Annotated in this window: 20 protein-coding genes and 1 pseudogene; 14 read left to right on the forward strand and 7 right to left on the reverse strand. The window is 71.6% G+C overall.

Annotation, left to right across the window (positions count from 1 at the left end; translation table 11 throughout):
* Window positions 1–15 precede the first annotated feature (15 nt).
* From ORG17_RS04655 to ORG17_RS04670, 4 genes are all read left to right on the forward strand, one after another.
* Window positions 16–1,536 carry an inositol monophosphatase family protein gene (locus ORG17_RS04655; RefSeq protein ID WP_051596513.1) on the forward strand — a complete coding sequence of 507 codons (1,521 nt, stop codon included), beginning with the start codon at window positions 16–18 and terminating at the stop codon, window positions 1,534–1,536.
* Window positions 1,537–1,697: 161 nt separating this feature from the next.
* Entirely contained in the window at window positions 1,698–2,489 is a 792-nt protein-coding gene (locus ORG17_RS04660; protein WP_071246581.1) for a hypothetical protein, read from the forward strand.
* Window positions 2,490–2,548: 59 nt separating this feature from the next.
* Window positions 2,549–3,550, forward strand: a complete 1,002-nt coding sequence (locus ORG17_RS04665; protein WP_214528064.1) for an ATP-binding cassette domain-containing protein — start codon at window positions 2,549–2,551, stop codon at window positions 3,548–3,550.
* On the forward strand, window positions 3,547–4,395 hold the full coding sequence (locus ORG17_RS04670; RefSeq protein WP_051596514.1) for an ABC transporter permease: 849 nt from the start codon (window positions 3,547–3,549) through the stop codon (window positions 4,393–4,395). Before ORG17_RS04665 ends, ORG17_RS04670 begins: the two co-directional genes overlap by 4 nt.
* 24 nt (window positions 4,396–4,419) lie before the next feature.
* On the opposite strand, the gene ORG17_RS04675 is transcribed toward ORG17_RS04670, so the two are convergent.
* Both ORG17_RS04675 and ORG17_RS04680 read right to left on the reverse strand, forming a co-directional pair.
* Complete coding sequence (locus tag ORG17_RS04675; RefSeq protein WP_071246586.1) at window positions 4,420–5,082, reverse strand: LuxR C-terminal-related transcriptional regulator; 663 nt, start codon at window positions 5,080–5,082, stop codon at window positions 4,420–4,422.
* A complete protein-coding gene (locus tag ORG17_RS04680) occupies window positions 5,079–6,314 on the reverse strand; it encodes an ATP-binding protein (protein ID WP_214528063.1) in 1,236 nt (411 codons plus the stop codon). The genes ORG17_RS04675 and ORG17_RS04680 overlap by 4 nt, the downstream gene beginning before the upstream one ends.
* A gap of 114 nt (window positions 6,315–6,428) precedes the next feature.
* On the opposite strand from ORG17_RS04680, the gene ORG17_RS04685 reads away from it, so the two are divergent.
* The 5 genes and pseudogenes from ORG17_RS04685 (at window position 6,429) to ORG17_RS04705 (ending at window position 11,219) form a co-directional block, all read left to right on the forward strand.
* On the forward strand, window positions 6,429–7,823 hold the full coding sequence (locus tag ORG17_RS04685; RefSeq protein ID WP_214528062.1) for a PspC domain-containing protein: 1,395 nt from the start codon (window positions 6,429–6,431) through the stop codon (window positions 7,821–7,823).
* 11 nt (window positions 7,824–7,834) lie between these two features.
* Window positions 7,835–8,158, forward strand: coding sequence for a hypothetical protein (locus ORG17_RS04690; protein WP_214528061.1), 324 nt, complete (start codon window positions 7,835–7,837; stop codon window positions 8,156–8,158).
* Between the two features lie 154 nt (window positions 8,159–8,312).
* Window positions 8,313–10,214 (forward strand): APC family permease, encoded by a 1,902-nt coding sequence (locus ORG17_RS04695; protein ID WP_231495623.1) that lies wholly within the window; start codon window positions 8,313–8,315, stop codon window positions 10,212–10,214.
* Window positions 10,211–10,591, forward strand: a pseudogene (locus tag ORG17_RS18485) (EamA/RhaT family transporter); the annotation flags it as partial. The gene ORG17_RS04695 and the pseudogene ORG17_RS18485, both read left to right, overlap by 4 nt.
* A gap of 229 nt (window positions 10,592–10,820) precedes the next feature.
* Entirely contained in the window at window positions 10,821–11,219 is a 399-nt protein-coding gene (locus ORG17_RS04705) for a DMT family transporter (RefSeq protein ID WP_214528060.1), read from the forward strand.
* 96 nt (window positions 11,220–11,315) lie between these two features.
* Here ORG17_RS04705 and ORG17_RS04710 read toward each other — a convergent pair whose 3' ends face one another.
* A complete protein-coding gene (locus ORG17_RS04710) occupies window positions 11,316–12,998 on the reverse strand; it encodes a long-chain-fatty-acid--CoA ligase (RefSeq protein WP_071246596.1) in 1,683 nt (560 codons plus the stop codon).
* Window positions 12,999–13,093: 95 nt separating this feature from the next.
* On the opposite strand from ORG17_RS04710, the gene ORG17_RS04715 reads away from it, so the two are divergent.
* Window positions 13,094–14,020 (forward strand): oxygenase MpaB family protein, encoded by a 927-nt coding sequence (locus ORG17_RS04715; protein ID WP_214528059.1) that lies wholly within the window; start codon window positions 13,094–13,096, stop codon window positions 14,018–14,020.
* An 81-nt stretch (window positions 14,021–14,101) separates the two neighbouring features.
* On the opposite strand, the gene ORG17_RS04720 is transcribed toward ORG17_RS04715, so the two are convergent.
* The 4 genes from ORG17_RS04720 to ORG17_RS04735 form a co-directional block, all read right to left on the reverse strand.
* A complete protein-coding gene (locus ORG17_RS04720; protein ID WP_214528058.1) occupies window positions 14,102–15,091 on the reverse strand; it encodes an aldo/keto reductase in 990 nt (329 codons plus the stop codon).
* On the reverse strand, window positions 15,088–15,654 hold the full coding sequence (locus ORG17_RS04725) for a TIGR03086 family metal-binding protein (RefSeq protein WP_027464629.1): 567 nt from the start codon (window positions 15,652–15,654) through the stop codon (window positions 15,088–15,090). The genes ORG17_RS04720 and ORG17_RS04725 overlap by 4 nt, the downstream gene beginning before the upstream one ends.
* A 700-nt stretch (window positions 15,655–16,354) precedes the next feature.
* Entirely contained in the window at window positions 16,355–16,915 is a 561-nt protein-coding gene (locus ORG17_RS04730; RefSeq protein ID WP_214528057.1) for a YceI family protein, read from the reverse strand.
* A gap of 109 nt (window positions 16,916–17,024) precedes the next feature.
* A complete protein-coding gene (locus ORG17_RS04735) occupies window positions 17,025–17,933 on the reverse strand; it encodes a hypothetical protein (RefSeq protein WP_214528056.1) in 909 nt (302 codons plus the stop codon).
* Window positions 17,934–18,349: 416 nt separating this feature from the next.
* Here ORG17_RS04735 and ORG17_RS04740 point away from each other — a divergent pair, with 416 nt between their 5' ends.
* From ORG17_RS04740 to ORG17_RS04755, 4 genes are all read left to right on the forward strand, one after another.
* Window positions 18,350–19,354, forward strand: coding sequence for an aldo/keto reductase family protein (locus ORG17_RS04740; protein ID WP_027464631.1), 1,005 nt, complete (start codon window positions 18,350–18,352; stop codon window positions 19,352–19,354).
* Between the two features lie 216 nt (window positions 19,355–19,570).
* Window positions 19,571–20,068: a GtrA family protein gene (locus tag ORG17_RS04745; RefSeq protein WP_231495612.1), complete on the forward strand. Its 498-nt coding sequence runs from the start codon at window positions 19,571–19,573 to the stop codon at window positions 20,066–20,068.
* Complete coding sequence (locus tag ORG17_RS04750; RefSeq protein WP_214522729.1) at window positions 20,065–21,570, forward strand: glycosyltransferase; 1,506 nt, start codon at window positions 20,065–20,067, stop codon at window positions 21,568–21,570. The genes ORG17_RS04745 and ORG17_RS04750 overlap by 4 nt, the downstream gene beginning before the upstream one ends.
* Window positions 21,567–23,555, forward strand: coding sequence for an ArnT family glycosyltransferase (locus ORG17_RS04755; RefSeq protein ID WP_301630787.1), 1,989 nt, complete (start codon window positions 21,567–21,569; stop codon window positions 23,553–23,555). The genes ORG17_RS04750 and ORG17_RS04755 overlap by 4 nt, the downstream gene beginning before the upstream one ends.
* Window positions 23,556–23,890 lie beyond the last annotated feature (335 nt).

Consider the following 23,890-nt stretch of genomic DNA (forward strand, 5'->3'; position numbering starts at 1 on the left):
GACGCCAGGCCCGGCGTGCGTCCGCCACGCCTCGTCGCCCACCGCGGTGCGCCGCGCGTCCGGCGCGAGAACACGCTGCCCGCCATCGCGGTCGCCGAGGCGCTCGGCGCCGAGGTGATCGAGGTCGACGTCCGTCGCACCGCCGACGGCGTCGCCGTCCTGCTGCACGACGAGACCCTCGGCCGGATGTGGGGCGATGCCCGCCGGGTGTCCGACGTCGACTGGTGCGACGTCGCCCGGCTCGGCAACGGCCTCGACCGGATCCCGCGGCTCGACGGTGCGCTCGAACGGCTCGACGGCTGCCGGTCGACCCTGCTCGTCGACCTGACCGACGCCGAGGACGCCCTGGTCGCCGCCCGCACCGTCGCGGGCTTCACCGGCTCCACCGCGGTGGCCTGGTGCGGGGCACCGGCGGCGATGGCGGCCGTCCGCTCCGTGCTGCCCGACGCCGACGTCTGGCTGGCGTGGGAGTCGCTCGATCCGCCCGTCGCCGCGGACCTCGAGGCGCTCGAGCCGTCGACGCTCAACCTCGACGTCGCGTTCCTCACCCCGCGCACCGTCGAGGTCGCACACGCCCTGGGCCTGCGCGTCGCCGTCTGGACCATCGACGACGTCGAGCCCGCCATCTGGGCAGCCCGGCTCGGTGTCGACTCGATCACCACGAACGACGTCGGGTCCATCGGGGCAGCCCTGTCGGCGGCCGAGCGCGACGGCTGGCCCGAGCGCGACCGCGAGCCCACCGAGACCGAGGTCGCCTCGCGCGCCCAGGCCCTGGCCCACCGCATCGCCCACGAGGTCATCGCGTACACGCGCGAACACCCGGTCAGCGAGGTCCACACCAAGGCGAACCCCGCCGACCTGGTCACCGACGTCGACCGCCTGGTGGAGCAGCACGTCCGCTCCCGCGTGCGGATGGTGTTCCCGACGCACGGGTTCACCGGCGAGGAGTACGGCGAGGCCCCCGGCGATCGGCACCGCTGGTTCCTGGACCCCGTCGACGGCACCACCAACCTGGCGAACGGCGTGCCCTGGACGTCGATGTCGCTCTGCCTGACCCGTGGCGGCCGCCCGCTCGTCGGCGTCGTCGCGGACCCCTGGCGCGGCGAGGTGCTCGAGGCCCGACGCGGCCGCGGCGCCACCCTGCGCGACCGCCAGCTCCGACTCGACGACACACCCCGGCCGCTCGCCGGCGCCGTCGTCGGCACCGAGCTCGACGGACACCGCCCGTGGCCGGGGTTCGGGGCGTTCCTCGACGCCCTGGCCGACCGGTCGTGCACGCTCCGGGTCCAGGGATCGGGCACGTTGACGATCGCCCAGGTCGCGGCGGGGCGCGGGATCGGCGGCTGCGTCTCGGCGTTCAACCCGGTCGACCACGGCGCCGCGGTGCTGCTCGTGCACGAGGCCGGGGGCGTCGTGCTGACGCCGTCCGGCCCCGTGGAGGGCTTCCCGCCCGTGGGGGAGCCGTTCCTCGTGGCGCACCCGGGGGCCGCGGACGAGCTGCACGCGGTGTGGACGGCGGCGCTCGCCGCGGGGTGAGCTGCGGCGCACGGTGCGGACTGGAGGCACGGTGCCAGCCCGGCACGCGCCTCCCGGCCGACTCTGAGCGGGCGCTCAGTCATCGGACGCCGGGGGTTCGTAGTGTTGCAGTCCACGACGGGTCCGACCGGACCCGCCGTGCACCCGAAGGAGCATCGACCATGGGATTCCTCGACCGCCTGCTCGGACGTCCGGAGCGTGACCGATCCGCGGACGCACAGCAGAACCAGTGGGGGCAGCCGCCGCAGCAGCAGGGCTACCGGTACGGCCAGCAGTCCTACCAGCAGCCGGCACCGTCCGCACCGCAGGGCGGCCAGTACGGCGTCCCGCAGTGGGGCGGTGCACCGACGCAGCAGCAGGGCGCGACGACCGACGACGAACGTGCGGTCGAGCGCTACCGCTACTTGCTCCGCACGGCCCCGCCGGAGCGCATCGAGGAGGTCCACGCCGAGGCCTTCGCAAAGCTGACCGACGAGCAGCGCCGCATGGTCTACGACGAGTTCACCCGGACCGCGCCTCCCGGTGAGGCGCCCCGTGGCGACGACCCGCGCTCGCTCGCCCAGTCGGCGACCCGCTCCGAGATCCGCCAGCCGGGCTTCATGGAGCGCTCGCTCGGCGGCGTCGGCGGTGGCGGCGGACGCTTCGGCGGCCAGCGCGGGGGCCCGTCGTTCGGCAGCATGATCGGCGCCTCGATCCTCGGGACGGTGGCCGGCTACGTCATCGGTTCGGCGATCATGAGCGCGTTCCTGCCCGACCCCGGTTCGTTCGATGGCGGTACCGACGCTGCGGGTGACGGTGGTTCGGAGGACACTGGTGCTGAATCCGGCGATGCCGGGGCGTCCGACGGCGGCGCATCCGACGGCGGCGGCTTCGACAATGCGGGCTGGGGCGACAGCGGATCCGACTTCGGCGGTGGCTTCAGCGACTTCGGTGGTGGTGACTTCGACGTCTGAGTGACGTCCGTCGCTCCACCGGACCCCCGGGTACCCACCGTGTCCGACGAAGGAGCGACATGGCCATCATCGAAGCCTCCGGGCTGACCAAGACCTACAGGTCGAAGTCCGGGCCGGTGCACGCGCTGGCCGGACTCGACCTGTCGGTGCCGCAGGGCACCGTGAAGGCGCTGCTCGGGCCGAACGGCGCGGGCAAGACCACGGTGGTGAAGGTGCTCACCACCCTCATCACGCCCGACTCGGGGACCGCGACGATCGACGGCATCGACGTGATCGCCGACCCGCAGGCCACCCGGCGGTCCATCGGGGTGTCCGGGCAGTACGCGGCGGTCGACGAGAACCTGACCGGGTTCGAGAACCTCGAGATGATCGGGCGGCTCTACCACCTGGGCCGCAGGACAGCGCGCGATCGTGCCCGGGAGCTCATCGACGTCTTCGACCTGTCCGAGGCTGGCGACCGTCCGGTGAAGGGCTTCTCCGGCGGCATGCGGCGACGCATCGACCTCGCCGGGGCGCTGGTGATGAACCCGCGCGTGCTGTTCCTCGACGAGCCGACGACGGGACTCGACCCCCGCAGCCGCCTGGCGCTCTGGGGCATCATCGAGGACCTCGTGGCCGAGGGGGCGACGGTGCTCCTCACCACCCAGTACCTGGAGGAAGCCGACCGGCTCGCCGACGACATCGCGGTCATCGACGACGGGGCGGTCATCGCCGAGGGCACCGCGGACCAGCTCAAGGCGCAGGTCGGCGGCCACCGGGTGGTCGTCACCCTGGTCGACGAGACCGACGGCGACGCGGCGACCACGGTGCTCCGCCGCTACGGGGTCGGCGAGGTCGAGACCTCGGGCGACGGCCGCACCCGTGCGATCGCGGTGGAGGCCGGTCCGGCAGCCCTGCAGCGCGTGCTCGCCGACCTGGGCGCGGCCGGCATCGAACTCCACGACGCCGGCATGCGACGCCCGACCCTCGACGACGTCTTCCTCCGCCTGACCGGGCACGCCGCGACGGACGACGACGCCGACGAACCCGCGGCCAGCAAGCAGAAGGAGACGGCACGATGACCACCACGTCCCTCGCGCCGGGCCGGCAGCTGCCCGTCGTCGTCACCTCGCCGCTCGCCGTCTGGGTCGAGGACGGCTGGACCGTCACCAAACGGAACCTCATCAAGCTCAAGCGGTCCCCGGACATGCTCGTGTTCGCCGTGCTGCAGCCGATCATGTTCGTGCTGCTGTTCAGCCAGGTGTACGGCGGCGCCATCCAGGTCCAGGGGACCGACTACACGCAGTTCCTGATGGCGGGGATCTTCGCGCAGACCGTGGTGTTCGGTGCGACGTTCTCCGGATCGGCGATGGCGCAGGACCTGAAGGAAGGGCTGATCGACCGGTTCCGGACGCTGCCGATGTCGGCGTCCGCGGTACTGGTCGGGCGCACCAACTCCGACCTCGTCCTCAACTCGATCTCGATGGCGATCATGATGCTCACCGGCCTGGCGGTCGGGTGGCGGGTGAACTCGTCGCCGCTCGAGTTCCTGGCAGGCATCGCCCTGCTGCTGCTGTTCAGCTACGCATTCAGCTGGGTCATGGCGCTGCTCGGCATGAGCGTCAAGACGCCCGAGGTCATCAACAACGCCTCGTTCATGATCCTGTTCCCGCTGACGTTCATCTCGAACGCGTTCGTGCCGAGCGACACCCTGCCGCTGGTGCTGCGCGTGTTCGCGGAGTGGAACCCGGTGTCGTCGCTCGTGCAGGCCGCGCGGGAGCTGTTCGGCAACGTCGGGTCCGCGCCGGTGCCGGACATCTGGACGATGCAGCACCCCGTGCTGACGGTGCTGATCGGCATCGCCGTGATGCTCGTGGTCTTCGTCCCGTGGGCGGTGAACAAGTACACCCGCATCAGCGCGAAGTGAGGCCGGTCCGGCCGGCGTGGACGCTCAGAGCAGCTTGCGCTGCAGCGCCCACGCGGTCAGCTCGTGCCGGTTCGACAGCTGGAGCTTCCGCAGGACCTTCGACACGTGTGTCTCGACGGTCTTCACCGAGATGAACAGCTCCGTCGCGACCTCCTTGTAGGCGTACCCGCGCGCGATGAGCCGCATGACCTCCTGCTCGCGGGCGGACAGGCGGTCCAGCTCGGCGTCGTGCTGCGCCGTCTCGCCGCTGACCGCTCCGAAGGCGTCGAGCACGAAGCCGGCCAGGCGCGGCGAGAAGACCGCGTCACCGTCCGCCACGCGGGCCACGGCCTCGGCGACCTCGGCACTCGACGAGCTCTTCGTGATGTACCCGCGGGCGCCGGCCCGGATGACCCGCACCACGTCGTCGGCGGCGTCCGACACGCTCAACGCGAGGAACCGGGTGTCCGGGTTCCCCGGTGCGGACCGCGTGATGACCTCGGCACCGCCGCCGCCGGCGCCGCCCGGCAGGTGCACGTCGAGCAGGACGACGCGCGGGCGCGTGGCCGCGACGAGCGTCACGGCTTCGTCGACGGTCGCCGCCTCACCCACGACCTGGAGGCCCGGTGGCAGCCCGGCGCGCACGCCGGCTCGGAAGATGGAGTGGTCGTCGACGATCGCGACCGTCAACGGGGCGGGCTCGGTCATGCGTGCTCCTCGTCCTGGGCCGCGGGTGCGAGCGGCAGGGTCAGCCGGACCTCGGTGCCGGTGCGGCCCGGCCCCGGCGCGATGGTCGCGTGGCCGCCGAGGCGCTGCATCCGGCCGATGATCGACTCGCGGACGCCGTACCGGCCCTCGGGCACCGCGTCGACGTCGAAGCCCGGGCCGCGGTCGCGGATGCTGAGCTCGACCCGCTCACCGGCGGTCTCGGCGTACACGCTCACGGTCCCACCGGCGTGCCGGGCGGCGTTGAGCATCGCCTCGCGGGCGGCGGCGACGAGCCCGTCCGGCAGGTCGCTGCGGGCGGGTCCGACCGCGATGACCTCGATGCGGGCGGGGTACTCGGCCTCGATGTCCACGGCAGCGTCCCGCAGCTGCGTGCCGAGGTCGCGCGCCGGTTCCGCCTGCTCGGTGAAGAGCCAGGACCGCAGCTCGCGCTCCTGCGCCCGCGCCAACCGCGCCGCGTCCGAACCCGGCTCGGCCTTCTGCTGGATGAGGGCGAGGGTCTGCAGCACCGAGTCGTGCAGGTGCGCCGCGAACTCGGCCCGCTCGAGGTCGCGGACGCGGGCAGCGCGTTCCTCGGCGAGGTCGCGGACGAGCCGCACCACCCACGGGGCGACCACGACGGCGACCCCGACCAGGACGGCGACCGCGGCGGTGAGCACGGTCCAGACGTTGGGGCGGCTGCTCGTCGTGAAGAACAGCAGGATGCCGAGCACGACGAGCACCAGGGCTCCGAGCGCGCGGACGACCAGGGCGGAGGACCCGGCGGTGCGGACGTTGCGGAGCGCGTCGAACTGCCGCCAGGCGAGTGCGGTGCCGGTGACGACCACGACGCCGGGCACGACGACCTCGAGGGGGACCGCCGCGCCCATCCGTGCCGCGACGACGGCGCCGGCGGCCGCGAGCAGGGCCACGCCGAGCAGGATCTCGACGACCGGGGCATGCCGGGCAGACGCGGTGGGCTCGTCCTGGTCGACGTCGGTGGCAGGGGTCAGCACGGACTTGAGCGGCGCGCTTCCGGCGGCTGCCCCGGCGGCTGCGCTCGGCACGGTCGCCCAGAGCCAGGCGTAGAGCAGCAGCCCGGCGCCGCCGCAGACCACCAGGACCGCGGTGGCGAGCCGGACGGCCCCGACCGGCAGCCCGGTGTGCGCCGCGAACCCGCTGCAGACCCCGCCGACGACCCTGGGGGTCGGGCGCGTCATCGTCGCGGTGGCCATGGGGCAATCCTGGCACCCGGACGGCGGTCCCTGCAGGGTCCGGGGCCGGGATCAGGGACCGGTCAGGGGGAACCCCGATGGTGTCGGCGCAGCACTGCCGGGATGCTGGTGGCCATGACCGATCACCAGCACGACTCCGCTCCCGGCACCGCCGCCGGCAGCGCCGACTCGACGACCCGGTTCTTCGACTCGGTCCGCGGCCTCGGCATCGCGCGCACCGACGACCGCTGGCTCGCCGGCGTGTGCGGTGCCGTCGCCCGCCGCACCGGGCTCGACCCGCTCGTGGTCCGCGGCGTGACGATCGTCGTCGCGCTGCTGGGCGGACCGGTCTTCCTTGCCTACGCCGTCGGTTGGGCGCTGCTGCCCGACACCGCCGGACGCATCCACGTCGAACGGATGATCCGCGGGGTCCTCGACCCGGCGCTCATCGCGATCGGCGCGCTCGTGGCACTGACGTTCGTGCCCGCGGCCCGGGGTCTCTGGTGGCAGGGGGTCCCGGACGCCTGGGGGATGCCCGGCTGGCTCGAGGCGACCCTGGCCACCGCGTGGAGCATCGTGCTCGTCGGCGGGATCGTGTGGCTCATCGTGGTCCTGGCCCGACGCGGGGTGGACGGTGATCGGACAGCGGGCACCGGCACCGGCACCGACCCGGCCGCCGCACCGCGGGGCGACTTCTGGACCAGCCCCGAGGAGCCGCGCCCGGCCCGGAACGCGTGGACCGCGGAGGCGACCGGAGCGTCGGACGCGGGTCGGGCCTCCTGGCAGTGGGGTGCACCGGTGAGCCCCGAGGACCGGCGACGGCAGCACGAGGAGCGGCTGCGCGCCGAACGCGAGCGGACGGCCGAACGGCGGGCGGAGCGGGCCGAGCGACGCCCCGGGGCGGCGTACGTCGCCGTGTCCCTCGGACTCGCACTCGTCGTCGGAGCCGGGGTCGCGTTCTGGGCGCAGCAGGCCGGGTGGTCCGTCCCGGTCCTCGGGATCGCCGCGGCGCTCGCGGTGCTGGCGATCGCCACGATCGTCGCGGGGATCCGCGGCCGTGACGACGACGTGCTCGGACTGTTCTCGACGGTCGCCGCGGTGGCCCTCGTGGTCACCGGGGTCCTGCCCGCCGGCACCCGGGTCTCGCTGATCGGCGGCACCACGTGGCAGGTCGAACGCGCCGCCTCCGGGACCGAACGGGACTTCGCGATGCTGGCGGGCGGTCCGACGCTGGACCTCCGCGGACTCGAGGCGTCGGCGGTCGGGGGTGACGTGAGCCTCTGGCTGGGCGCCGGCGGAGCCGAGGTGCTGCTGCCGACCGACCTGCCGGTGCGGGTCGAGGTGAGCGGTGTCGGCTACGGGATCGACACCGGCGGGGGCGACGACGACGGCACCGGTGGGGTGCTCCGGACCACCACGCTCGAGAACCGTGCGGCACGCACGGCCGACGCGGACGAGACGACGACGGTGCACCTGTGGATCCTCGGCGGTGGCGTCGAGGTGCCGCGGGCGATCACGGTCGGCGAGTGAGGAACGGGACGATGACGACGGACAGCACGACCAACGACAACCCGACGAACGACAACACGACGAACGACGGTGCCACGAACGACGCGGCGGCTGCACCGGTGGCCTCCCCGGTGGCCCCGGACGGGCCCGCCTGCCGGCCCCGACGCGGTGGTGCACGCTTCGGCACGATCCTCTGGGGCGTGCTGCTCCTGGTGTTCGCCGGAGCGATGGCCGTGAGTGCGCTGCCGATGTTCTCAGTGGACACCACGACCCTGCTGTTGGCCGCCTGCATCGCCGCCGGTGTGCTGCTGGTCGTGGCGGGGATCGTGGCGGCCCTGTCCCGCACACGGCGCTAGTCGGACCGCCCCGTGCACCGGGCTGTCCAGGTGTGCACGGGGGTCACCCGGACGGCTTAGCATCAACCACGTGACCGCGACAGACGCCGAGCGGGCCGCCCAGCGCGACGCCACCGAGCAGCCCCTCGACCGCAGCACCCGCCTGCGCCGGTGGATGCTGCACGGGGCCGACCAGGGCGCCTCGCACCAGGGCCCGCACCAGGTCGAGGTCGAGAAGACCCACCCGTGGTGGCGGGTCATGTGCCTGACCGGCGTCGACTACTTCTCCACCCTCGGGTACCAGCCCGCCATCGCCGCGCTCGCCGCGGGGCTGCTGTCGCCGATCGCGACGATCGTCCTCGTGCTCGTCACGCTGTTCGGGGCGCTGCCGGTCTACCGCCGGATCGCCCACGACAGCTTCCGGGGCGCCGGGTCGATCATGATGCTCGAGAAGCTCCTGCCGTGGTGGGCGGGCAAGCTCCTCGTGCTGGTGTTGCTCGGGTTCGCCGTGACCGACTTCATGATCACGATGACCCTGTCGGCGGCCGACGCCACGGCGCACATCGCCGAGAACCCGTACACGCCGCACTGGTTCACCGAGATCCCGGTGCCGCTCACCCTGGCGCTGCTGCTCCTGCTCGGCATCGTGTTCCTGCGCGGGTTCAAGGAGGCCATCGGCATCGCGGTCGGGCTCGTCGCGGTGTTCCTCGCCCTGAACGCCGTCGTCATCATCGTCGCCCTCTGGCACGTGTTCGAGAACCCGATGGTGGCGAGCGACTGGTGGTCCGGGCTGACGGCACAGCACAGCAACCCGCTCGTGATGGTCGGCATCGCCCTGATCGTGTTCCCGAAGCTCGCGCTCGGGCTCTCCGGCTTCGAGACCGGCGTCGCGGTGATGCCGCAGGTCCGCGGTGACGCCAGCGACGACACCAGCGATCGACCCGAGGGCCGGATCCGCGGCACCAAGCGACTGCTGACCGTCGCGGCGCTCATCATGAGCTCGTTCCTCATCACGTCGTCGATCGTGACGACGTTCCTCATCCCGCAGCGCGAGTTCCAGCCGGGCGGCGGTGCGAACGGACGCGCCCTGGCGTACCTGGCGCACGAGTACATGGGCGGGGTGTTCGGGTCGATCTACGACTTCTCGACCGTCGCCATCCTGTGGTTCGCCGGTGCGAGCGCGATGGCGGGGCTCCTCAACCTGGTGCCGCGGTTCCTGCCCCGCTACGGCATGGCACCGCAGTGGGCGCGTGCGGTGCGTCCCCTCGTGATCATCTTCACGCTCATCGCGTTCGTCATCACGATCATCTTCCAGGCCGACGTCGACGCCCAGGGTGGCGCCTACGCCACCGGCGTGCTGGTGCTCATCACGAGCGCAGCGGTCGCGGTGACGCTGTCCGCGCGCCGCAAGCAGCAGCGCAAGCGCACCATCGCGTTCGGCGTGATCTCGGTCGTGTTCGTCTACACCACGGTCGCCAACGTCATCGAGCGGCCCGACGGCGTGCGGATCGCGGCGATCTTCATCATCGCGATCGTCGTGGTGTCGCTCATCTCGCGCGTGCGGCGATCGTTCGAGCTCCGGGCGTCGTCGATCGAGCTCGACGCGACCGCCCGGCAGTTCGTCGAGGCCGACGCCGACCAGTTCAGTTCGGTCTGCATCATCGCGAACGAGCCCGGTGCCGGCACGGCCGAGGCGTACCGGGCGAAGGGGCGCGAGGAACGCCGCGACTCGGGCATCCCGGCCCGCGTGCCGACGATGTTCCTCGAGGTCCTGCCCGCCGACTCGTCCGACTTCGAAGAGGACCTGGTGGTCGAAGGCCACGTCATCCACGGGTTCCGCGTGCTCAAGGTCCGCTCCGGCAACGTCCCGAACACCATCGCGTCGACGCTCCTCGCCATCCGGGACCTCGCCGGGGTGGTGCCGAGCATCTACTTCGAGTGGAACGAGGGCAGCCCGATCCGCAACGCCCTGCGCTTCGTGTTCACCGGCGCCGGTGACGTCGCCCCCGTCACGCGCGAGGTCCTGCGCGAAGCGGAACCCGAGGTCAACCGACGGCCCAGCGTCCACGTCTCGTGAGTCACGGACCGGGCGCGGGGCGTGCCTCCAGGCCCGTCGGCGGCCTGGCGGCGATCGCGGTCGCCGCGGCGGTCTGGGGCACCACCGGGACCGCGACGCACTTCGCGCCCGGTGTGCCGGCGTTCGTGTTCGGTGCGGTCACCTTCGGGCTCGGCGGCCTCGTGCTCGCCGCGACCGCGGGCCGGGGCACGCTGCGTGCCGTCACGCAGGGCCGGACCCGCGGCTGGGCACTGCTCGGGGCCGCATCGCTCGTGGTCTACGCGGTCGCGTTCTACGCGGCCCTCGCCGACGCCGGGGTCGCGCTCGGCACGACCCTGGCCATCGGGTCGTCGCCCGTCTTCGCCGGCCTGGTCGAGTGGGTCGCCGACCGCAGACGCGTCACCCGCCGGTGGGTCCTCGCCACCCTGGTGAGCGTGGTCGGCATGGTCGTCGTCACCCTCGCGCGCTCCGAGCACGACGGCGGCGGGCGGTCACTCGCGGTCGGCGTCGGCAGCGCCCTGGTCGCCGGTCTGACGTACGCGCTGTACTCGTGGGCGGTGGCGCGGGGGATGCACGCCGCGACGAGCCGGATGCCGATCGCCGTCGTCCCGAGCGGAGTCCGACAGCATGCGTGTCGGCGGGGACGTCGGGGTGGCGGCCGCACGGGCCGCCCGCGGACCGAACGAACGCGGGCTCGTCGGCGCGGTGTTCGGGGTGGCCGCGGTGCCGCTCGTCGTGCTCGCCGTGGTGGCGGGCGGGCCGTTCCTGACCGACGCCGGCAACTGGCCGGTGTTCCTGTACCTGGCGCTGGTGCCGACGGTCATCGGACACTCGCTGTACGCGCTCGGGCTCCGCACGGTGACCGCGTCGGTCGCGACGCTGCTGTCCCTGCTCGAGCCCGTCGTGGCCGCGGTGCTGGCGGTGCTCGTGGTGGGGGAGCGCCTGGGGACCGGCGGATGGGCCGGGATCGTGCTGGTGGTGGCCGGGCTGTCCGTGCTGACGCTGCCCGGGCGGCGGGCCCGCTGACCAGCGGCGGCGGGCCCGTTGACCAGCGGCGGCGCGCCCGTTGACCAGCAGCGGCGCCCCCGCGTCAGTCGGACCGGCCCGACCCGGGGCCGCCGGTCAGCCGTCCAGGATCTGGTCCCGAACCTTCCGCCGCAGCACCTTGCCGATCATCGAGCGCGGCAGGTCCTCGACCACGACGACCCGGCGCGGCACCTTGTACGCCGCCAGGTGCTCGCGCGACCAGGCCCGGAGCGCGGCCCCGTCGAACGTCGCGGGGTCCTTCGGCACGACCGCGGCGACGACCTGCTCGTTGCCGCCCTGCGTGATGCCGACGACCGCGACCTCCTTGACGCTGGGGTGCTTCAGCAGAGTGTCCTCGACCTCGGACGGCGACACGTTGAAGCCGCCGGTGATGATGAGTTCCTTGAGGCGGTCGACGATCCGGACGTACCCGTCGGCGTCGATGGCCACGATGTCGCCGGTGCGGAACCAGCCGTCGGGCGTGAAGACCTCGTCGGTGGCCTCGGCCTTGCCCCAGTAGCCGCGGAACACCTGCGGGCCACGGACCTGCAGTTCGCCGGGCTCGTCGATGCCGAGCACCTTCGTGTCGTCGTCGGGGTCGACCACGCGCGCCTCGGTGGAGGACAGCGGCAGGCCGATCGATCCGAGTCGACGCTCGGGGGAGACCGGGTTGGCCATCAGGACCGGGGAGCACTCGGACAGGCCGTAGCCCTCGACCAGGTAGCCGTCGGTCCGGGCCTCCCACGGTTCGACGATGTCCTGCGACAGCGGCATGGCGCCCGAGATGCCGATCTCGATGCCCTTCAGCGACACCTTCGCCGAGTCAGCCGCGTGCTGCAGCCGGGCGTAGATCGGCGGCACGGCCGGCAGGAACGTCGGCGGGTGGCGCTTGATCGCCGTCAGGACCAGGGCGGGGTCGAACGCGGGGAAGAGCACGAGCCGCGAGGCCATGCTCATCGCGAAGGTCAGGCAGAGCGTCAGGCCGTAGGCGTGGAACATCGGCAGCACCGCGTACACGACGTTGTCGCCGCGGCGGATCTGCGGCACCCACGCCCGGGCCTGCGCGGCGTTCGCCAGCAGGTTCCGGTGGCTCAGCACTGCGCCCTTCGGCGTCCCGGTGGTGCCGGACGTGTACTGGATCAGCGCGACGTCGTCGGTCGCCGGTCGCGGGTGCCGCTTCGACAGCTTCCGGGTGTCGGCGAGGTCGTCCCACTTGACCGTGCCGCGCACCTTCGCCGTCAGCTTCGCGCGGGACTCGCGGGCCTTCGCGACCGGCAGCGCCAGGGCGAGCCGGGTGCTCCGGGGCATGGCCCGGGTGATGTCGACCGAGACGATCGCGTCGAGGTGCACGTCGGCCGGGAAGTCCTGCAGCGTCGCGACGGACTTGTCCCACGCGATGGCGACCTTGGCGCCGTGGTCCTCGAACTGGTGGCGGAGTTCCCGCGGCGTGTACAGCGGGTTGTGCTCGACCACGATCGCGCCGAGCCGGAGCACCGCGTAGAACGCCACGATGTGCTGCGGGCAGTTCGGCAGGACGATGGCGACGCGGTCACCCGCGCCCACGCCGAGCTTCCGCAGGCCGTTCGCCGCGCGGAGGATCTGCTCCTCGAGGTCGGCGTAGCTCGTGGTGCGCTTGAAGAACTCGAGGGCGACCTGCCTCGGGAACTTCCGGGCCGACTGCTCGACCAGGTCGTACAGGGAACCACTCTGTTCCTCGATGTCGTGCGGGACCCCCGGGGCGTACGAGGCAAGCCAGGGACGAGGCGTGTCGATGCTCACCCGACCCAACCTAGTGGGCCACCCCCGTGCACGCTGGGAGGGCCACTTTGCGCGATGGCACCCCCACGCCCAGGTGACGGACGGAACATGACGACATGTCCACTGTCTCCGACGTCTTCCGGTCCCGCCTCAACCAGACGTTCACGGGTGGTTCGACCGGCACGGAAGCCTGGATGGACGACCTGGAACACGGCACCGACGCGGGCTTCTTCGGTCCGGGCTCCGCCACGTGGGCGGTGCACGGCGGGAGCCACGGCATCGTCGCCGGCGTGCGGGCACTGCTCGTCCAGGCGCTGCACCCCGGCGCGCTCGCCGGCGTCGCCGACCACTCCCGGTACCGCGAGGACCCGTTCGGTCGCCTGGCGGGCACCAGCCGGTGGATCGCCACCGTCACGTACGGCGACCGGCAGACCGCCCGCAGCGGCAGCGACTGGGTGCTCCGGCTGCACGAGCGGGTCCGTGGGCAGTACGTCGACGCGCACGGCACCACCCGTCCCTACGCGGCCAACGACCCGGACCTGGCACGCTGGGTGCACCTCGCCTTCACCGACGCGTTCCTCCGCGCCGCCCAGCGCTGGGGCGGCCCGATCCCCGGAGGCGCGGACGCCTACGTGCGCGAGTGGGCCGAGGCCGGACGGCTCATGCGCATCGTCGACCCGCCCGATTCCGAGGCGGAGCTCCGTGCCCAGATGAACGGGTACCTCGACCGTGGCGAACTCCTGGTCGACTCGCGCACCCGAGACGTCGTCCGGTTCATCAAGGACCCGCCGCTGTCCCGCCTGCTGCGACCCGGCTACCGCGCCGTCTTCCAGGGAGCGGTGTCCACACTCGACCCGCGGCACCGCTCACTCCTCGGCCTCCGTGCGCCGATCGTCGGCCCGGTGGAGCTGCCGGTGGTCCGCACCACGAAGCTCGTGCTCGACGGGATCGGTGCGGTGCTCGACGACCAGACCGGGTCCGAACGAGCCGCGCGGCGGCGCATCGCGCGCCTGCAGCGCGCTGACGGCAGCGCGGTCGCCTGACCACGGCCGTCACCGCGACCACCTGACGGACGGGAGGCACGGTGCCAGCTGGCACCGTGCCTCCCGTCCGCTCGTGGGGCGTCAGAAACCCGACGGCACCCGGGGCGTGTACGCGGACTCGAGTCGCGTGACCTCGTCGTCGGTGAGCGTCAGCGACGCTGCGGCTACCGCGTCGTCGATGTGGTGCTCCTTCGTCGCGCCGACGATGGGCGCGGAGACCGCGGGCTTGCCGGCGACCCAGGCCAGGGCGACCTGCGCCATCGGGACGCCCCGCTCCGTGGCGATGGCCTCGACCGCGTCGACGATCGCGCGGTTGGCGTCCTCGTCCTGCTTGTAGAGGGTCTTGCCGAACTCGTCGGTCTGCGCGCGCGAGCCCGAACCGGAGGCGTCCCAGGGGCGGGTGACGCGGCCGCGGGCGAGGGGGCTCCACGGGATCACGCCGACGCCGGTGTGCTCGCAGAAGGGGAGCATCTCGCGCTCCTCCTCGCGTTCGAGCAGGTTGTACTGGTCCTGCATGCTCACGAACTTCGTCCAGCCGTGGCGCTCGGCGGTGTGCTGCATCTCGGCGAACTGCCACGTCCACATGCTGCTCGCGCCGATGTAGCGCGCCTTGCCGGCCTTCACGACGTCGTGGAGGGCCTCCATGGTCTCCTCGATCGGCGTCACCGGGTCGAAGCGGTGGATCTGGTACAGGTCGACGTAGTCCGTGCCGAGCCGGGTCAGGGAGGCGTCGATCTCGTGCATGATCGCCGCGCGGGACAGCCCGGCGCCGTTCCGGCCGGGACGCATCCGGTTGAAGACCTTCGTGAAGACCTGGACGTCCTCGCGCGGAGCCAGCTCGGCGAGGAGCGTGCCGGTGATCTCCTCGCTGCTGCCGTCCGAGTAGACGTTCGCGGTGTCGAAGGTCGTGATGCCGGCCTCGAACGCGCGGCGGACGAACGGGCGAGCCTCGTCGATGCCGACGCTCCAGGCGTGCGAGCCCCGGTCCGGGTCGCCGTACGACATCATGCCGAGGACGACGCTGCTGATCTCGAGCCCCGAGTTGCCGAGGCGTTTCGTGTCGGTGGTCATGCCGTCACTCTGGCATCGCGGCCTGTGACCGCGAGCAGGCGGACCTGGAGCGGGGAGTCCTCGGTGACGTCGACCGGGGGTGCGTACAGACCGGTCGCGGCCAGGTCCTCGATCTGCGGCTCGAAGTACTCCCACACGGCGCGGACGAGCTCGTCGGGCAGGGACTCCTCGGTGCCGGTCGCCCGGGCGAGGTCCCACGTGTGGATCGTGATGTCGCTCGTCTGCTCGGTGAGGTACTGCGCGGCGGGCACGACGTCGGTGCTGAGGTGCACGGGGGTGTCCTGCGGGGCGTTCCGCCAGGCGTCGGTGGCCGCGGTGGCGAACCGGTGCCACTCGGCCACCAGGTCGTCGCCGATCGGCTCGAGGTCGGCCTGGGCCTGGGCGTAGTCGCACCCGGTCAGGAGCTTCGGGATCCAGCGCTGCTCGTCGACGACGTGGGCGACGAGGTCGCGGGTGGTCCACTCGGAGTCGGGGGTCGGGGCGTCCCAGTCGGTGACGGCGGCGACGCGGCGGCCGAACTCGGCTGCCGCGAGGGCCTGCATCGCGATCCAGTCGGTGGCCATGGTGGTGCTCCTGTTCGTCGTGCGGGCGTGTGCGCTTGGTGCAACTCGGGGTCCGGAGTGTGGATTCCCCTCGCTGTTGTCGTACGTGCCAACGTTACGCGGGGGCGGCGCTCGGCCGTCGCTCGTCCGCTCGTCCCCGCTGGCGCCCTTGCTCTGCCTCTGCGTCTGCGTCTGCCTCGCGCTTGGTGCCCCTCCGCGAGCCCCTGCGCTCGAGCCCCTGCGCGCGAGCCCCTGTGCGCGAGCGGGCGAAATGCCGCACTTCGTCCCCGCCGTGTCCCGGGTATTCCGCCCGTTCGGCCGCGCTTCCGATCTCCGCCGGGGTCGCTCGCACCCGGCGCTCGGGTCCTTGCGCGAGCGGGCGAATGTCAGGCGCGCCACGGGGGGCCGGCATGGTGTTTCGCCCGCTCGTGGGCGTGGGCGTGGGCGTGGGCGTGGGCGTGGACGTGGACGTGGGCGTTGGCGTGGGCGTGGATGTGGGCGTGATTGCTGGGATCGGCCTCGACTTCGGTGCCCGGCATCGGCGAGCGGGTGGAATGCCCGACGAGCCAGGACGAAGCTCCGGGGTATTTCGCCCGCTCGTGGTCGGGGGACCCGAGCGGGCAACGAAGAACGCCCCGACTCCGTGCGGAGTCGGGGCGTTCTTCTCGGGTTCGGGGAGTGACGCTCGGTGCCCTCAGTTGGGCATTGCGTCAGAGGTGGCTCAGGCCGCCTGGAGGACGAACTGGACGTCGAGGTTGATCGTGACGTCGTTGCCCAGGGTGAAGCCGCCGGCCTCGAGCGCCGCGTTCCAGTTCACACCGAACTCGGTGCGGTCGATCTTCGTGGTCGCCTCGGCGCCGAACTTGACCTGGCCGTAGCCGTCCGTGGTGAAGCCGCCGAGCTCGGCCTTCAGGACGACCGGCTTGGTGACGCCGCGCAGGGTCAGGTCACCCGCGATGTGCAGGTCGTCGCCCTTCACCTCGATGCTCGTGGAACGGAAGGTCAGCTGCGGGTGCTCTTCGGTGAGGAAGAAGTCGCTCGTCTTGAGGTGCTGGTCGCGCTGCTCCTGGCCGGTGTTGATCGACGCGACGTCGATGTTGGCCTCGACGGTCGACTCGAGCGGGTTCTCGGCGGTGACGACGGTGGCGTCGAACGTCTCGAACTTGCCCTTGACCTTGCTGATGGCGAGGTGGCGGACCGAGAAGGTGACCTCGGAGTGGGTGGGGTCGATCTTCCAGATGCCGGTCTTGTAGCCGGGAACGGTGTCAGCGGTGAGCGTCATGGTGGTCCTTCTTCCGAACGAGAGTCTGCGGTGCGACGCGTTCCATGCGCCTGCATCGAGTTGATACTACGACAGTGTGCACCGTTTTGGTTGAAGCGTCAACCATTGTTCACCCAAGTGTCGCAAACCGCGTGTCGTGAGCTCCTCTGGCACCGACCTCGAGCAGCCGCCTGACGCGTTGCACGAAACGCTCGACCCCGTGATCGAGGTCGTCTGCTGTTGCTCTGACGAGCCACCAGTCGACGTCCTTCAGATGCTCGCCGCGCGTGAGGTCCTTTCGGAAGCTGGCTGGATCGGTGCGGTGCAGATCGCTCTCGTACTCGATCGCGACCCTGGCATCGGGGTAGGCGAGGTCCACACATGCGATCCACTGCCCGTCGACGACGACATCGTGGTTGAGCGCCGGTTCCGGGAGTCCGCGGCGGATGAGTGCCAGCCGTGTCCGGGTCTCTCCGGGGGACCGAGATCCCCTCCGGATCTCATCGAGCGCGAGGCGGAGCTTCACGATCCCGCGGATGCCACGTCGTCGTCGGACGGCCTGCGCGAGTTCATCGAGCGTCGTCCAGCCGAGCCACCCCACGAGTGCATCGCCCGCGACGATGAGTTCGTCGAGCGTCAGCATCGAGCCCAGCGCGACGAACGTGTCGGCCGGAGTGGTCAGTGGCACTCCTCGTGCGATCGTCGCGCGGACTGATCCGTACCGAGCCCGGTGGCCGACCGTGCCGCGAACCCGGAGCGCTTGATCGGTCCCGATCGTCGTGACGTGCAACCGCTGGTCGCGTTCGAGACGTCTGGGCAGCGGGACGCCGATGATCGCTGCGGCGGTGACGTGGCTGAACACCTGATCGGGGCGGAGCCGAGGAGCGAGCGCTCTCGCACGTTCATCCACGGACACCGGTGGGAACGCTGATCGGATGCCGTGGAACGGTCGGATGAGATCGCGAGCGTCGAGTCGGCCACGCGAAACGCCTCGGTGCAGCGCATCGCGTACTCGGAACGAAGCGTCGCGGAGTGCCATCGGGAGTCGCCGTCTTGCGGTCATCTCCACAGCGTGACGGCGAGCCGGTCTTGCGGACGTGAGTCGGGCCTCCTTTGTGGATGGCTGGCCCGCTTTCACCGCTGTGGAGGGATGGTTGCTTCCGCCAGCGGGCGAAACACCGTGCCGGCTGCCTGACTGCACGGCGGTGTTTCGCCCGTTCGCGCGGCCCGCTCGCCGACAGCTCTGGACCCGCTGTTCCGGACCCGCTGCACGGAAGCCGATGCCGGGGTCGCCCGAGGCGAGCAGGCGAGCGGGCGACATGTCCGGGTGTGCCGTCGGCGGCACTCTGGCATTTCGCCCGCTCGCGCGCCCCGCCCCGCGCCCCCGCCCACCCGGCCCCGACAGGCACTCGCGGGACCCCTCACGTGCGCGCTCACTCCAGTAGCGTCGGGACCATGGAATTCAGGTACCTGGGCAACTCCGGACTCAAGATCTCCGAGATCACCTACGGCAACTGGCTGACGCACGGCTCGCAGGTCGAGAACGACGTCGCCACCCAGTGCGTGCGGGCAGCGCTCGACGCCGGCATCACCACGTTCGACACCGCGGACACGTACGCCAACACCGCCGCCGAGACCGTCCTCGGCGAGGCGCTCAAGGGCGAGCGGCGCCAGTCCCTCGAGGTCTTCACGAAGGTCTACTGGCCGACCGGCCCGAAGGGGCACAACGACGTCGGCCTCAGCCGCAAGCACATCATGGAGTCGATCAACGGCTCGCTCGAGCGACTGCAGACCGACTACGTCGACCTCTACCAGGCACACCGCTACGACTACGAGACCCCCCTCGAAGAGACGATGCAGGCCTTCGCCGACGTCGTCCGCCAGGGCAAGGCGCTCTACATCGGCGTCAGCGAGTGGTCCGCCGAGCAGATCCGCGCCGGTGCCGCACTCGCCAAGGAGCTCGGCTTCCAGCTCATCTCGAACCAGCCGCAGTACTCGATGCTCTGGCGTGTCATCGAGGGCGAGGTCGTCCCCGCCTCGAAGCAGCTCGGCCTGTCGCAGATCGTCTGGTCACCCATCGCGCAGGGCGTCCTGACCGGCAAGTACAAGCCGGGTCAGCCCCTGCCCGAGGGCTCGCGTGCCACGGACGAGAAGGGCGGCGCGGACATGATCAAGCGGTTCATGCGCGACGAGGTCCTCGAAGCCGTGCAGCGCCTGCAGCCCGTCGCCGACCAGGCCGGCCTCACGCTGGCGCAGCTCGCGATCGCGTGGACCCTGCAGAACGAGAACGTCGCGAGCGCCATCGTCGGCGCCTCGCGTCCGCAGCAGGTCACCGACAACGTCAAGGCCGCCGGCGTCAAGCTCGACGCGGACGCCCTCGCGGCGATCGACGAGGCACTCGGCGACATCCCGGAACGGGACGCGTCCAAGAACGTGTCCCCGTCGTCGCGCCCCGCGTAGACGCAACCGACCGACGGACGGGAGGCCCGGTGCCAGCTGGCACCGGGCCTCCCGTCCGTCGTGCCCGCCCCATGACCACCGCAGCTGACGGATCGTCAAGATGAACGGCATGTGTCGCGCATCTGGCAGGGGCCTGGCAAATCGCGTACCCCGCCCAACCCACCCGTCCGCGTCCCCCGAATCGGGGGCATGACCCGAACTCATACCCCCGTTCTGGTGTCACCCGACACCGGTGCGGTGCGGACCGTGCGCCCTGGCACGGTCCCGCGCCTGCTCGCCACCGCGAGGCAACTCGCGTCGTTCGGCACCATCGGTGCCGTCTGCTTCGTCATCGACCTGGGCGTCTACAACCTGCTCCGCGCCACCGTCATGTCGGACGGTCCCATCGCCGCGAAGATCGTGTCGGCCATCGTGGCGACCTCGATCGCGTGGATCGGCAACCGCTTCATCACCTTCCGCGCCCAGCGCCAGACCGGCCGCCGCGAGACCGTCCGCGAGGGGTTGCTCTTCGCTGCCACGAACCTCGTCGGCCTCGGCATCGCCGCTGCCTGCCTGTTCGTCTCGCACTACGTCCTCGGCTTCACGTCCACCCTCGCCGACAACGTCGCCGGCAACGGCGTCGGCCTCGTCCTCGGCACCGCGTTCCGGTTCGCCGCGTACAAGGCCCTCGTCTTCCGGTCCACCGACACACGTCCGAAGGGGTTCCCCGAATGACCATCTCAGCCGTGTTGCTGACGGCCGCAGGGCCGCTGCTCCAGCCCGACAACGACACCGGGACGACGGGGGACGTCCCGAACCGAGGAACCACGGACGTGCCGACGGGAGGCTCGGGGCAGCTCCCACAGGCCGCCTGGTCGCTGGGCGAGTGGCTCGGCTACTCGACCCTCATCGCCCTCTCCGTGCTGCTCACGATCATCGCGTTGACCACCCTCTGGTGGATGCTGCACGCCTGGCGCTCCCGGGACGCGCTGAAGTCCACCAGCTTCAGCCAGACCCCGCGTCCGGCGACGCACCGGTTCACGCTCCTGGTGCCCGGTCGGCACGAGCAGGACGTGATGGGGCAGACGCTCGACATGCTCGCGACCCAGGACCACCCCGACTTCGAGATCATCGCGATCGTCGGGGAGGACGACCCGGAGACCGACGCCGTCGTGCGTGCTGCGGCGGCTCGGCACCCCTCCCTGATCAAGGTCGTGGTGGACGACACCCTGCCGAAGAACAAGCCGAAGGCGATGAACCTGGCGCTCCAGCACGCGACGGGTGACATCGTCGGGGTGTTCGACGCCGAGGACGAGGTCTACCCGCGGCTGCTCTCCCTCGTCGACTCGCGGTTCCAGGAGACCGACGCCGACGTGGTGCAGGGCGGCGTTCAGCTGATGAACTTCACGTCGAGCTGGTGGTCGCTCCGGAACGTCCTGGAGTACTACTTCTGGTTCCGCTCGCGCCTGCACTTCCACGCCGGGTCCAAGTTCATCCCCCTCGGGGGCAACACCGTCTTCGTGACCCGCTCCCGCCTGGAGTGGTCGAACGGCTGGGATGCCCACTGCCTCGCCGAGGACTGCGAACTCGGCGTGCGGCTCTCCGCCGACGGCGCGAAGGTCGTCGTCGCCTACAGCCCCGAGGCCGTCACCCGCGAGGAGACCCCGCCGACCTTCGCCTCGCTGCTCAAACAGCGCACGCGGTGGAACCAGGGCTTCCTGCAGGTGCTGGGCAAGGGGGAGTGGAAGAAGCTGCCGTCCTTCCGGCAGCGGTTCTTCGCCCGCTACATGCTCACGATGCCGTTCATCCAGGCGGCCACCGGGCTGCTCATCCCGCTGAGCGTCCTGATGATCCTGTTCGTCAAGGTGCCGACGGCGATCGCCCTCGTGTCGTTCGTGCCGGTGGCGCCGACGCTCATGCTGCTCGCCGTCGAGATCGTCGGGCTGAACGAGTTCGGTCGTCTGTACGGCGAGAAGGTCCGGTTCCGCGACTACGTGCGGCTCGTGCTCGGCCTGGTGCCGTACCAGGTGTTCCTCGCCGCCGCGGCGGTCCGGGCAGTCGTCCGGCACGCCAAGGGCCAGAACGGGTGGGAGAAGACCGAGCACACCGGCCAGCACCGCACCGGACAGGTGGTCGGCTTCGCCTCGGACCTGGACGGATCGGGCGCAGCGTCGTCCGCGGGCGCAGCGTCGTCCGATCGTGCGTTCGCCGGCACCACCACGGGAGGCACCCGATGACCGCCAGCATCACCGACACCACGGGCATCCCGATCCGTGGTGGCACCACCGCGCACCGGGCCGGCATCGGGGCGTGGTTCCGCCGGCACGCGGCCAGCCTGACGTGGTTGCTGCCCGTCGTCGCGGTGACCGTGCTCGTCCAGGCCTGGAACATGTCGGGCACACCGCAGCGCATCGACGACGAGGGGACCTACACCGCACAGGCGTGGGCGATCACGAACCTCGGCGAGCTCACCCACTACACGTACTGGTACGACCACCCGCCGCTCGGATGGATCCAGATCGCCGGGTACACCGGGTTGACCGGGGCGTTCGCGCGGTACCCCTTCGCGGTGGAGGCCGGGCGCGAGGCCATGGTGTTCTTCTCCGCCGTCTCGAGCATCCTGCTGTTCGTCCTGGCCCGACGTCTCGGTGCCGGACGGATCACGGCGGCCGCGGCCGGACTCGTCTTCGCGCTGTCACCGCTCGCGCTGCAGTACCACCGCACCGTGTACATCGACAACGTCGCGACGCCCTGGCTGCTCGCCGCGTTCGTCCTCGTGCTGAGCCGTCGCCAGCAGCTCGCCGGGTTCGCCGGTGCCGCTGCCTGCCTCGGCATCGCCGTGCTGTCCAAGGAGACCTACCTGCTCGCACTGCCGTTCCTGATCTGGATGGCCGTGCGTCGCGCCGACAAGAGCACCCGCCGGTACACGCTCAGCGTCGCCGGGGCCGTGCTCGTGCTGATCGGCGGCGGGTACCTGCTGCTCGCCGCGGTGAAGGGCGAACTCGTGCCGGGCAACGGGCGAGTCAGCCTGTGGGAGGGCGTCACTTACCAGCTCGGGTCGCGGACCGCTTCCGGATCCGTGTTCGACGGGGGCAGCCTGGCGAACGAGGCGGCCGCGCAGTGGTGGGCACTCGACCCGGTGTTCATCGTGCTCGGCTCGGTCGCGGCCGTCGTCGGGCTGTTCCTGCGACGGGTCCGACCGATCGCCGCGATGCTCGTGTTCCTGCTCGCGGTGATGTTCCGGCCGAACGGGTACCTGCCGGTGCCCTACGTCATCATGCTCATCCCGTTCGCAGCGCTCCTCGTCGCGTACACCGTCGAGCGTGCCGTCCTGACGATCGCCGGTCGGGTCCACACCCGGGGCCGGTTCGGCCCGAGGGCACGGCGCGGCCTCGGCATCACCTGGGCCGTCGTCGCGGCTGCGGCCCTCGTCGTCGCGGTGCCGCTGTGGGGGACACAGCTGCGGGGCTTCCTGCTGGGCAACCTCGACCTGCCCATGCAGCAGGCCGAGCAGTGGGTGGGCGACAACGTGCCGAAGTCCTCGCGTCTGCTGGTCGACGACGCCATGTGGGTCGACCTCGTGGACGACGGCTTCGCCCGGAACAACGTCGTCTGGTACTACAAGCTCGACACCGACGGAGCAGTGGAACGGCAGTCCCCGAACGGCTGGAAGGACTCGGACTCCGTCATCACGACGGACTCCATGCGCACCGGCGGCAACTCGTCCACCGACGTCCGACAGGCGATCGAGAACTCCACGGCCGTCGCGACCTTCGGCACCGGTGACCAGCAGGTCGAGGTCCGCCGGATCCATGCCGAGGGAGCCAGCGCCGCCGAGACGGCGATCACCCGGGCCACCGACGTCCGGAAGACCCTGGGAACCGAGCTCGCATCGAACCCGGCCCTGCGTGCGGACGACGGCACGAAGTCGCAGTTCCGTGCCGGACAGGTCGACTCGCGGGCGATGATCGCGCTCGGACAGGTGCTCGCCGACCAGGACGTGCGGGTCGACCGGTTCACCCCGCGCACCGGGGAGACCGGCCAGCCGTTCCGCACCGTCGTCCTGCACACGAGCGACGACGCGTCGGCAGCACGGGTCGCTCGGACCTTCGACGCCATGTCCCAGGCGTTCCGGCCGGACTCGGTCGAGCGTGAGGGAGCACGGCTCACGGTGACGTACACCCCGGCCGACCCGACGACGACCGCGACGAGCGCCTCGTGACCCCCGATCGCTCGGCCGCGCCGGGGCTGGAGCTGGAGCTGGTGCTGGGCGAGCGGGCGAAATGCCCGGAGGGCTCCGGCGCTCACCCGGGTATTCCGCCCGCTCGCCGGATCGGCCGCGGAACCGCTCCCCGCGAACACGTCGGGGCGGAACGCCCGCTGGACGAGCGGGCGAAATGCCCGGAGGGCTCCGGCGCTCACCCCGGCATTCCGCCCGCTCGCCCGGCGGCCCGGACGACAACGCCACGAGCCACACCTCGACACGACGACCGCACGCCAACCGCACCTCGACCCGAAGGAGCACCATCATGACCGCACACACCACGAACCGCCGCC

Source organism: Curtobacterium flaccumfaciens pv. betae, assembly GCF_026241855.1.
GTDB classification, from domain to species: Bacteria; Actinomycetota; Actinomycetes; order Actinomycetales; family Microbacteriaceae; genus Curtobacterium; species Curtobacterium flaccumfaciens.